Origin of the sequence: Paenisporosarcina sp. TG-14 (assembly GCF_000297555.1) — a bacterium.
In the GTDB taxonomy this organism is placed as follows: domain Bacteria; phylum Bacillota; class Bacilli; order Bacillales_A; family Planococcaceae; genus Paenisporosarcina; species Paenisporosarcina antarctica.
This window is the reverse complement of sequence record NZ_AMGD01000039.1, coordinates 33,526-44,903: the sequence shown is the minus strand read 5'-3', so window position 1 is coordinate 44,903 and position 11,378 is coordinate 33,526. Positions and strand designations below refer to the sequence as shown.

The 11,378-nt window shown below is 37.0% G+C and carries 13 protein-coding genes; 1 reads left to right on the top strand and 12 read right to left on the bottom strand.

The features are described 5' to 3' along the window. The 3 genes from sdaAB to C406_RS0111730 form a co-directional block, all read right to left on the bottom strand. Complete coding sequence (gene sdaAB / locus C406_RS0111740; protein ID WP_017380824.1) at positions 1 to 663, bottom strand: L-serine ammonia-lyase, iron-sulfur-dependent subunit beta; 663 nt, start codon at positions 661 to 663, stop codon at positions 1 to 3. 186 nt (positions 664 to 849) lie between these two features. Then, complete coding sequence (locus tag C406_RS0111735) at positions 850 to 2,517, bottom strand: DAK2 domain-containing protein (protein ID WP_017380823.1); 1,668 nt, start codon at positions 2,515 to 2,517, stop codon at positions 850 to 852. 16 nt (positions 2,518 to 2,533) lie between these two features. Then, the gene (locus C406_RS0111730) at positions 2,534 to 2,896 is read right to left on the bottom strand and encodes an Asp23/Gls24 family envelope stress response protein (RefSeq protein ID WP_017380822.1); all 363 of its coding nucleotides are present in this window, start codon (positions 2,894 to 2,896) and stop codon (positions 2,534 to 2,536) included. Between the two features lie 233 nt (positions 2,897 to 3,129). On the opposite strand from C406_RS0111730, the gene rpmB reads away from it, so the two are divergent. Next, positions 3,130 to 3,318 carry a 50S ribosomal protein L28 gene (gene rpmB, locus C406_RS0111725; RefSeq protein ID WP_017380821.1) on the top strand — a complete coding sequence of 63 codons (189 nt, stop codon included), beginning with the start codon at positions 3,130 to 3,132 and terminating at the stop codon, positions 3,316 to 3,318. Positions 3,319 to 3,355: 37 nt separating this feature from the next. Here the strand turns inward: rpmB and spoVM are convergent, their stop codons facing one another. The 9 genes from spoVM to def all read right to left on the bottom strand — a co-directional run bounded on the left by spoVM (position 3,356) and on the right by def (position 11,358). Then, the gene (gene spoVM, locus C406_RS20215) at positions 3,356 to 3,475 is read right to left on the bottom strand and encodes a stage V sporulation protein SpoVM (RefSeq protein ID WP_017380820.1); all 120 of its coding nucleotides are present in this window, start codon (positions 3,473 to 3,475) and stop codon (positions 3,356 to 3,358) included. Between the two features lie 14 nt (positions 3,476 to 3,489). Continuing rightward, positions 3,490 to 4,146, bottom strand: coding sequence for a thiamine diphosphokinase (locus tag C406_RS0111715; RefSeq protein ID WP_017380819.1), 657 nt, complete (start codon positions 4,144 to 4,146; stop codon positions 3,490 to 3,492). Continuing rightward, a complete protein-coding gene (gene rpe, locus C406_RS0111710) occupies positions 4,143 to 4,811 on the bottom strand; it encodes a ribulose-phosphate 3-epimerase (RefSeq protein WP_017380818.1) in 669 nt (222 codons plus the stop codon). The genes C406_RS0111715 and rpe overlap by 4 nt, the downstream gene beginning before the upstream one ends. 1 nt (position 4,812) lies before the next feature. Beyond that, positions 4,813 to 5,694 carry a ribosome small subunit-dependent GTPase A gene (gene rsgA / locus C406_RS0111705; RefSeq protein WP_017380817.1) on the bottom strand — a complete coding sequence of 294 codons (882 nt, stop codon included), beginning with the start codon at positions 5,692 to 5,694 and terminating at the stop codon, positions 4,813 to 4,815. A gap of 11 nt (positions 5,695 to 5,705) precedes the next feature. Continuing rightward, positions 5,706 to 7,658 carry a Stk1 family PASTA domain-containing Ser/Thr kinase gene (pknB, locus tag C406_RS0111700; protein WP_017380816.1) on the bottom strand — a complete coding sequence of 651 codons (1,953 nt, stop codon included), beginning with the start codon at positions 7,656 to 7,658 and terminating at the stop codon, positions 5,706 to 5,708. 2 nt (positions 7,659 to 7,660) lie between these two features. Continuing rightward, on the bottom strand, positions 7,661 to 8,410 hold the full coding sequence (locus C406_RS0111695; RefSeq protein WP_017380815.1) for a Stp1/IreP family PP2C-type Ser/Thr phosphatase: 750 nt from the start codon (positions 8,408 to 8,410) through the stop codon (positions 7,661 to 7,663). A gap of 154 nt (positions 8,411 to 8,564) precedes the next feature. Then, complete coding sequence (rsmB, locus tag C406_RS0111690; protein WP_017380814.1) at positions 8,565 to 9,932, bottom strand: 16S rRNA (cytosine(967)-C(5))-methyltransferase RsmB; 1,368 nt, start codon at positions 9,930 to 9,932, stop codon at positions 8,565 to 8,567. Beyond that, entirely contained in the window at positions 9,929 to 10,870 is a 942-nt protein-coding gene (gene fmt / locus C406_RS0111685; RefSeq protein ID WP_017380813.1) for a methionyl-tRNA formyltransferase, read from the bottom strand. The genes rsmB and fmt overlap by 4 nt, the downstream gene beginning before the upstream one ends. Beyond that, a complete protein-coding gene (def, locus tag C406_RS0111680) occupies positions 10,867 to 11,358 on the bottom strand; it encodes a peptide deformylase (RefSeq protein ID WP_017380812.1) in 492 nt (163 codons plus the stop codon). Before def ends, fmt begins: the two co-directional genes overlap by 4 nt. Between the last annotated feature and the right edge of the window lie 20 nt (positions 11,359 to 11,378).

Here is an 11,378-nt window from a genome sequence, read left to right as displayed (position 1 = left end):
TCAATCTGATATTTTCGTTACCTGAGTAATATACGGTAATAGCGCAATTTGTTGTAACACATGCTCGTCGATCGGCTCATCGACTTCAATAACCATTAACGCCATTTGTCCCTGATCTTTACGGGAAACTTCCATATGGCCAATGTTGATATTTTGTTCTGCTAAACAACTTGCTACTTTTGCAATACTTCCCGGCTTATCATCGTGTACGACTAAAATTGCTGAATGATTCCCCGATAATCGAAGAGGAAATCCATTTAATTCACTAATCTCGATTTTCCCTCCACCAATTGAAATACCAATGAGCTCCATTTCACCTGATTCGTCACCTATTACAAGACGTGCCGTATTCGGATGTTCAGTATGACCGCTTTCTGGAATAAATTCAAAACTTAGGTTAGCCTCTTTTGCAAGGTCGAATGATGTTTTAATGCGTTCATCAAACGTATCAAAACCTAGTAATCCACCAATAATCGCGATATCTGTACCGTGACCTTTGTAAGTTTCAGCAAACGAACCATATAAATAAATCTTTGCCCACTTCGGTTGTCTACCAAATAACTCGCGTGTCACAAGACCGATTCTTGCCGCACCGGCAGTATGTGAAGATGAAGGTCCAATCATCACTGGACCAATGATATCAAAAACTGAATTAAACTTCATTTTGAAGACTCCTTTTATATGAATTTCACATTTATTTCACAACACAAAATAGTATTAATAAAAGTATAACGTAAAAAGTGAATTCGCTTACATTTCTATTCGAACAGAGACCGAACGGGTTGGGTTTTACCGCTAGACATATTCCTAAAAAAACAGTGAACCTTTATCGATTCACTGTTGTCGTACCTATTCGACTGATATTATATAAGGATACAGTGGTTGTTTTCCGTTGTACACTTCTACATCTGCATGTGAATATTTTTCTTCTACAAATGCAGCCAATTCCTTGGCCTCTGTTTCTGTAACATCTTCTCCATATATAATTGTAATGATTTCTGCATCTTCATCTACTAAGTCATGGAATAATGATTTTGAAACATCAACTAGTGAAGGTGATGCAAGAATAATCTTCCCTTGCGATATAGCCATATAGTCATCTTTTTGAATTTCGACACCATCAATTGACGTGTCACGAACAGCAAAAGTAATTTGACCTGTTTTGACATGTGCATATGCCTCAGTCATTGTCGTTTTGTTATCTTCAACTGTAGCTTCTGGATTAAATGCTAAAATTGCTGCTAGACCTTCAGGTACTGACTTTGTTGGGACAACGGCTGCTTCAATTCCAATCACTTCAGCGGCTTGTTGGGCAGCCATTATGATATTTTTGTTATTTGGTAAAATAAGAACTTTTTCAGCTCCAATAGATTCAATCGCTTTAACGATATCTTCTGTTGATGGATTCATCGTCTGACCGCCAACTATTACTGCACTTGCACCTACACTTTTAAGAAGATCTGAAATTCCTTCGCCCATCGCAACCGTCACAATCGCATATGGATGTTTTTTTACAGGTACAGACGTTAATACGTCCTTTTTATAATCGTCTCCAACAATTTCAGAATGTTGTTGACGCATATTGTCAATTTTTATTTTAATTAGGTCACCGAACTTTTGTCCGTAACCCAAACAATTTCCAGGTTGTTCAGAGTGAATATGTACCTTTGCAATTTCATCATCAGAAATAACAAGCAGTGAATCACCAAACTGACTTAACCCTTCACGAAAATCGTGTTCATTAAAAGGATTTTCTGCCACTTTTTCTGGCATGAACTTCACCATAAACTCTGTGCAATAACCGAACTCAATATCGGCTGTATCCATAAAACCTTGAATCTTTTTATGGTGTTCTGCACTTACTAGATCATCCATAGAATAAGATGACGTTTTTTCAGGTAGTTTTTCACCTTTCATGGCAGCAATAAAACCTTCGTAAACGTATACGAGACCTTGTCCACCGGAATCCACAACCCCTACCTCTTTTAATACAGGTAATAAATCTGGTGTTCTCTCTAGTGATGCTTTTGCTTCTTTCAGTAATTCTTCCATTACCACTATTATATTATCTTCATGTTCAGCTACTTCTATCGCTTTTTTCGCTGAATCTTTTGCGACTGTTAATATAGTACCTTCAACTGGTTTCATGACTGCTTTATAAGCCATATCTACACCATGTTGGAAAGCATGAGCAAAGTCTTTTGCAGATAACGTCGATTTCGTTTCAACATCTTTCCCAAATCCACGGAAAAGTTGAGACAAAATAACGCCTGAGTTCCCACGAGCTCCCATTAATAATCCTTTTGAAAGTGCTTGAGCTGTTTTTCCAATATGAGCAACTGCATGTGCTTCTGTTTCTTTTGATCCAGAAGACATTGACAAGTTCATGTTCGTTCCCGTGTCACCATCGGGAACAGGAAAGACATTTAACGCATCCACATAATCTGCATTTTGGAATAAGTGATGGGCACCCATTTTTACCATTTCTGCAAATTGAATTCCGTCTAAAGACTTCATATCCTACTTCCTCCTCTTAAGGGTTCGTAACACGAACTCCTTGAACGTAAATATTTACTGATTTAACAGCTAGGCCTAATGTTTTATTTAGTGTGTATTTTACTTTCGATTGAACTTGATATGCTACTTCTGATACTTTTGTACCATAGCTGATAACAATGTACATATCTATGTGAAGATCTTCGCCATTCTGACGTACAAGTACACCTTTTGAGAAGTTTTCTTTACGTAAGATATCAGTTAAACCATCTCGAATTTGATGTTTTGTTGCCATTCCAACTATTCCATAACATTCAATCGCTGCTCCACCCGCAATCTGGCCAACGACATCATTTGAAATATCAATTTGTCCGAATTCGTTTTTCAATTCAATTGACATAGAGAATGCCTCCTTATAAGTCCTTTTTGACTACCCTTAATTGTACTACATAATGAGTTGTAATAAAAGTCAACGTTAACATTCTCCTAAAATTGTCTGCCAAGGTATTTCCCTTGAAAGAGAGCTGTAAAAGTTATTGCTACGAAAATTACTTTGTGATATAATCCTAAGGTATGTGAAATATATCGAACTGAAAAAATAATTTCAGCTTCTTTGTTGAGGAGGAAAAATAAATGCCTAAAGTATGTGTAATTTCAGGGCGTAAAGCTCGTGCTGGTAATGCTCGTTCTCACGCAATGAACAAAACAAAACGCACTTGGGGAGCTAATTTACAAAAAGTTCGTATTCTTGTAAACGGTACTCCAAAACGTGTATGGGTTTCTGCGAGAGCACTGAAATCTGGAAAAGTTGAGCGCGTTTAATCTTCGTGCTTATAAAAAAAAGCCAGACTGACAATTGTCAGTCTGGTTTTTTTTCATTTTTCTTCTTTTTAGGTTTGTCTTCTTTATCCATCCATCCCAAGCACATTCTTGCAAATCCACTAACTGCTTTCGGTAATCTAAAGGTATAAACACGCATGCCTTCACTCCTTCTCATTGATCTGAGCTTCGTATTAATAAACATATGCCAGATGAAAAGGAGATAGACCCATGTTCGTCCAATAGTTGATTACTTGTAAATCGTGAACTACCTATTTTTATGGTTTCATTGCTCACATTATATTTCATACCAGTTAATGTTATTTCTTCAACATTTTCATGAAAAGCAAAAAAAGACACAAATGGTAATTGGGGATTTGTAGTTAATTTTATGATACCAGGTGTTAACAAACGCATTTCATTCCATTTGTTACGTATGATAAATTGAATTCCAGGATTGTCCTTCTGAAATCGATACACGCTGTTGAGTACCGAAATAAAATGATCCAAACGCCCTCCTGTTACACCTACTAAGACAACTTGTTGCGGATCGAAATCTAGTGAGTGTATGAGTGCTAAATCTGTATCCGTTTCATTTTTATCCACAGATGCTACTTTTACTGAAGCCACTCGGTTGGTTAAATCCAAAAATTCTTCAGAAGATAGTGAATCAAAATCACCAACAGCTACAGTTGGAATGATGCCCTCGTTAAGTAAATACACCGAGCCCTTGTCCGCTCCAATAAAAACAACTTCATCAGATAATTTGTACGGCTCAAGGTTGGCCAATTCATCAATTGGCCCCCCAGCGCAAATCACAACCGTTTTCATGTAAGTATCGCTCGTTCGCCTGCTTCTTGAATGTCTTGAAGAGCTTTTGAACGGTCTTCTTTACTATAGATAGCTGAACCTGCAACAAAAATTGTTGCGCCTGCTTGTGCACAAGGAATAATAGTGTCTGCATTAATGCCACCATCAATTTCAATTTCGATATTCAAGCCTTTTTCTTTAATAATTGTCGAAAGTTTTTGTATTTTTGGTATAACTGAATGAATAAATTTTTGTCCGCCAAATCCAGGATTAACCGTCATAAACAGTACCATGTCAATGTCTTCAAGCACATGTTGAATGGATTCAATAGGTGTATGTGGGTTTAACACAACACCTGGCTTTACACCAAATGAACGAATTAGTTGAATTGTTCGATGCAAGTGAGGACATGCTTCTACATGAACTGTAATGTAATCAGCTCCCGCTTTTGCAAATGATTCAATAAAATTATCTGGGTTCTCGATCATTAAATGTACATCTAAAGGCAATTTTGTCACCGGTCTTAATGCTTCAACAACAATCGGACCCATTGTAATATTTGGTACAAAATGACCGTCCATAACATCAATGTGAATCAGTTGTGCACCAGCTTGTTCGACTTCTTTTACTTCTTCAGCCAATTTCGAAAAATTGGCAGCTAGAATTGATGGGGCTATTTTAATCATATTAATACCTCGGCTTTCGCTCATTTATTTCGTCTAAAAACTTAACATAATGTTTGTATCTGTATGCTTTGATTTCACCAGATTGAACCCCCGCAAGAACTGCGCATTTCGGTTCGCTAATGTGTAAACACTCTCTAAATTTACAACTATCAGACACTGCTCGGAATTCAGGAAAACAATAAGATAATTGTTCTTTATCTATTTCATCAAAATCAAATGAACTGAACCCTGGAGTATCAGCTAACAGTCCTTCACAAACCTCAACGAGTTCAACATGACGAGTGGTATGTTTCCCACGGCCAAGTGCTTGTGAAATGATACCTGTTTTCAAATTTAATGAGGGCAACACTGTATTTAGTAATGTCGATTTTCCCACACCAGACTGTCCAGCTAAAACACTAATTTTACCTTTTAAGACTGGTGCAATATTGGCAACTAAGTCTTCGTCATCTTTGAATGTTTCTATTATTTGATAACCAATTGCTCGGTAATCATTAATAAACGGTCGAATTTTTGCCATTTCAGATTCAGTAATTAAATCCGTTTTAGTTAAACAAATAATTGGTTCTACATTAAATGACTCTACGACGACAAGAAAGCGATCCAACAATAAAGGATTGAAGTCGGGTTCTGTTAACGAAAACACGAGTAAAGCTTGATCAATATTAGCGATTGGTGGACGTACAAGTGCATTCTTCCTTTCATGAACAACGGTAATTGTCCCGTCAGAACTACCTTCCACTTCATAATCTACATAGTCTCCAACGAGTGGATTCACTCCACGATTTCTGAAAACACCACGTCCTCGGCATTGTATAAACTGTTCTCCATCTTGAACATAATAAAACCCGCTAAGCGCTTTACGTATTTGCCCTTTTGGCATCGTATTCCTCCCTAATTGATACTGTTATACTCTATGATTTCATCCTCTATAACCTTTGAGTCTACCATAATTCGGTATGCTCCTTTTTGACCTTCTTCAATTTCTAATTTGATTTCGTGTAATTTTGTTTCTGTAAGCACAAACTCCTCAACAGGTTCTGTCAACGTATGATTTTGATCCTGAAGATAAATACGAACGAGTTGTTCAACATCTGTTTCTTCAGGTTCATAAGGAATTTCGACCATTTTCACAAAGGTTTTAATTTGCTTAGCTGATTGACCATTTGATAACACAATTTCGATTAAGCTACCCGGTTTAAGCATTGTTCCTGCGACTGGCGTTTGAGAAATGACAAATCCTTCAGGTACGTCCACAGAAAAATCTTCACTCACAATTCGAATGTTAAATCCAGATGATTTAGCATAGTCATTAAGTGTTTTTTCGTTATATGCTTTTGTTAAATCAATGACGCTAATTAGATTAGGACCTTTACTCACTGCGAAAACAAGTTCGGTTTCATCAGGAATAATATCACTATCTCCTGCTGGTTCTTGAGAAAGAATTCTACCTTCAGGTTCATCTGAAAATTCCGGTTTTGTTTCAATGGAGTCAAAGTTTTGTGATCCCAATAAATCCTTAACTTCATTAATATCACGTCCAACGTAATCAGCTAGATAAACTAATTCTTTCCCACTTGAGACTACAAAATCAATTTCAGTTCCTTCATCTCTTATTTTTCCAATTTGTGGAATCGTACGGATGACTTGACCTTCTTCAATGTCTTCAGAAGATTCTTGAGATTCATTTCCAGCAATCAAACCTACATCTTCCACCATATCAATTGCTTCGTTTAAAGGCAATTTTGCAACATTAGGTACTTCAACTTTATTTGGTCCAAAAAGTTGTGGGAATGCGAGTACTATAGCTAAACTTGCCAGAATAAGTAATGAAACTATCCCTAAAATCCAAGGCCATTTTTTCTTTTTCTTTTTTTCTTCAACCACTGGATTTGGTGATGAAGTGTTTTCTTTTGAGAGTTTCTTAGTATCGGCTAATTGATCGTAACTGCCATCTTTAATAATGGGCATTGCTTTAGTAGCACCATCATCAGTAGGAACAGCAAATGCCTTTTCATTTGCACGATCTTCAGATAATACGTTATTTAAATCGTATTCCATTTCTTCGACAGTTTGGTAACGATTTCGAGGATCTTTTGCTGTCGCTTTCATGACCACATTTTCCAGACTTTGAGGAATACTAGGTACAACAGCTCTTACTGAAGGTGTTTCAGTTTGTAGATGTTTTAATGCAATGGATACTGCTGATTCACCTAAAAAAGGAAGTTTTCCTGTAAGTAATTCGAACAACACTATACCTAGTGCATAAATATCTGATCTCTTAGTTGCCGTTCCACCACGTGCTTGTTCAGGAGATAAATAATGTACAGTTCCTAAAACTGAATTAGTTTGAGTAAATGATGTGGCACTTAAAGCCATTGCAATCCCAAAGTCTGTAATTTTGACATGATGAATTCCATCCATCAAAATATTTTGGGGTTTAATATCTCGATGAACAATTTGATTTTGATGAGCGTGGCCAATTGCTGAAGTTAATTGTTTCATGATGTTCACTGTCTCAACAGGTGAAAGTGGTGCAGCATCTACAATATAATGTTTTAATGTTTTACCTTCCACAAACTCCATCACCAAATATTGCAAGTCCTTATCTTCACCAACATCAAAAATATTAACAATATTAGGGTGAGTCAAACTAGTTGCGGCAAGTGCTTCTCGTTGAAATCTTCTATGCAAATCGTCTTCATTTGAAAAATCATATCGCAATACTTTGATGGCTACATCTCGATCAAGAATCATGTCGTGAGCGAGGTAAACATTGGACATGCCCCCTCCACCAATCATTTCGAGAACTTTATATCGTCCACTGATTCTTTTGCCTACGAGCATGTCTACAGCTCCTCTTTTGTATTGGTAATTAACACGAGAGAGATGTTATCTTCTCCACCTTTTTTATTTGCGAGATCTACTAGTTGAGTGCCTTTATCAAGGACGGATACATCTGTTGACATAATTTTAGTCATGTCATCAATCGATAATTTATTACTTAACCCATCTGAACATAATAGTAAGTAAGAATATGTAGGAAACATTAATGAAACAAAGTCAGGCTCAATCGTTTTTTCGGTTCCTAGTGATTTTGTAATTAAATTTTTCCTTGGATGACTTTCTGCTTCCTCTTCACTAATCTCTCCATTTTCAACTAAAATGTTTACATATGAATGATCTTTCGTTAATTGTTTCATTTTTCCTGAGTGCCATTCATAAGCGCGACTATCTCCAATATGACAAAGTACTTTTTGTTCGTCAGTTAATACCGCCGCTAAGAATGTGGTGCCCATACCTTGGCAATCTTCATGAGTTAAAGAATAATCAAAAATCAAGCTATTAATTTTTTTTACTGAGTTTGAAAACCAATGTTTAATAGTTTCTTCTGAAGAAAACTGTTCCGAGGTGGCACTATTAAAGTATTCACCAATTTTAGTGACAGCCATATTACTTGCGATATCACCTGCATTGTGTCCTCCCATCCCATCAGCAATAACTCCTAAACGGACAAAATCTGATCGTACGATAACTGCAGCACAATCCTCATTTACCGAGCGTTTTTGACCGATATCACTTAATACAGTGTATTTCATCAATTGTCACTCCGTTTCTTGTTGACGCTTCTCTCACGAAGTTGTCTGCAAGGCGCATCAATATCAGAGTCGTATTCACGACAGCTTGTTTCTCAAATCAGACAAGTCAATGTTGCTTCTCTTACAACATTGACTTAATAATTTCTTCTTTAGTTCACTTCGTTAGAGTGTTGCTCTTTTTTCGTAATGCAGCAACAAATGAGCCATCGCTGTTAAAATCCTGTGGGAAAACGTGAATCATGCCGTTTGTCGTTAAATGCTGGTATGCTTCAGGTAAAATATTTAATTCTTCCAACTCCATGTCTGAATGATTGGCAAGAAAGGCTTGAACAGTTCCGATATTTTCAACTTCATCAATCGTACAAGTACTATATACAATTAAACCACTTGGCTTCAATAACTTATAGGCTTCGTCAAGTAGGCTTAATTGAATTTTATTCAATGAAGCAAAATCTTCTTGTTTTTTAGTATACTTTATATCCGGTTTCCGACGAATAACACCTAACCCGCTACACGGTGCATCTACAAGAATACGATCAAATGAATGTTCATCATATTCATGTGTTAATTCACGACTATCCCATGTACGTGTTTCAACATTTTCAAAACCTAATCGAGTTGCTTGATCAGAGATAAGTTTAACTTTGTGAGGATGTAGATCAACAGAAACTAGAGAACCTTCCCCATTTAGTTTTTCTGCAATATGCATTGATTTACCACCTGGTGCAGCACACATGTCTAACACACGATGCCCTGGTTCAACTCGAAGTGCATAAGTTGGAATCATAGAACTTTCATCTTGTATGGAAACAACGCCATATTGATAAGCCTGAGTTTTAGCCACTTGACCTTTTTCAATATGAAGACATTCAGGAATTACTTCGCTTTGGCGTGCCACAATACCTTCATCTAATAACATATCAATTGCCTCTTGCACGGAAATGCGAGTCGTATTTACTCGCACAGTATGTGCAGGAGGGATATTATTTTCAAAAGCCATCGTTTCTGCTTTTTCAAAACCAAATTGTTTAACCCATCGTTCTATTAACCATAATGGATGACTTGCCGCTATTGATAATCGTTCAATAGGATCTACTATCTCATCAGTTGAACGAACTCCCTGACGTAAAATCCCTCTTAAAATCCCGTTCACTAAGCCTGCTGTGCCTTTATGGCTTCGTTTTTTGGCAATTTCTACTGCTTCATTTACAGCTGCATGATTTGGAATACGATCTAAATAATGGATTTGGTAAAGTGAAAGACGCAATAATTGTCGTACCCAATCATCGAGCTTCCCTTTTATAAAAGGTTGTAAATAATAATCGAGAGTCATCTTATGTTGAAGTGTCCCATAAGTAATTTCCGTTAAAAGTGCACGGTCTTTTAGTTCAATATCATATTTTTCAATTGTTTGATGAAGTAACAAATTGCTATATGCTTGATTTTTTTCAATAGACATTAATATTGACAATGCGGCATCACGTACATTTCCATTCCACATTCGGTATGATTTATTACTCATTGAAACTGATCCCCAATCTGTAATTTAGAACCAGTGCCTCGCAGAAAATCCTCGGCAGACATTTTTTTCTTGCCAGCTGGCTGTAATTCTGTAATTTCAAAGGCTTGTTCGTTGCCTGTTTGTACAACAATTCGATCCACCTGTAACTCAACCACCGTCCCAACAGGTTGACTATAGCTTTGTTGACTAGGCTGCCCCCACCAAACTTTTACTGCTTCTTGTTTTAATGTGGTATACGCAACCGGCCAAGGATTGAGACCACGTACTTTATTATAAATATCTTGTGAGGACTCATTCCAATTGATACGTTCTTGCTCTCTAGAGATGTTGCGAGCAAAAGTAACAAGACTTTCATCTTGCACAGTTCGTTCATTGGATTCGCTAAGAATCTTGGGCAATGTTGATTTTAGCAAGTCACAACCAACGATACTTAATTTTTCAAATAGAATTCCTGTTGTATCGCAAACTTCAATTGCGATTGCTTTTTGTGAAATGATATCACCAGCGTCCAATTTTTGAGCCATGTACATAATTGTAACACCCGTTTGAAGTTGGCCATCCATAATAGCTTGATGAATAGGTGCTCCTCCACGATAAGCAGGTAGCAAAGAAGCATGTACATTTAAACAGCCATATTTTGGTGAATCTAACAACACTTTCGGAAGTATCTGACCAAATGCAGCCGTTATAATGATATCCGGGTTTAAAGATAAAATTTCGTCCAATTGTTGTGAACCTTTCAGCTTTTCAGGTTGCAAGACAGGCAATCCAAGTCGTAAAGCTTCTTTTTTAACCGGAGTAGGCGTTAACAACTTCTTGCGTCCTACGGGTCGATCTGGCTGAGTCACAACTGCTAAAATGGAATATCCTTCTTCATATAGCATAGTCAAAATGGGTACGGAAAAGTCAGGGGTTCCCATAAACACTAGAGAAGTCATAGTAATTCCTCTTCTTGCGCTTCAAGCTCAGCAAGATCAACGACACGAAGAATTTTTGAATCAAATAAAATTCCATCTAAATGATCAATTTCGTGTAAAATAGCCCTTGCTTCATAATCCTCTGCTTCTAGTTCGTACCATCTACCGTCTCTTTCCTGTGCTTTCATTCGCACATAAAACGGACGTTCTACTTCACCATACAATTCAGGGAAGCTAAGGCAACCTTCTATCTCAATAACAGATCCTTCTGTTTCTAAAACTTCCGGGTTGATCATTTCAATAATGTCTTCACCTTCGCCAAGATCAACTATCGCTACGCGGATAGATTCACCCACTTGTGGAGCTGCTATTCCAATACCATCTGAATCAACCATTGTGTCGTGCATATCTTTTAATAAAGTAGCAAGATTTCGGTCAAATTTAATCACTTTTTTTGTCTTTGTAGTTAATATAGTACTTGGATGTTTTACGATTGTTCTAATAGTCAACTGTCATTCCTCATTTCGTT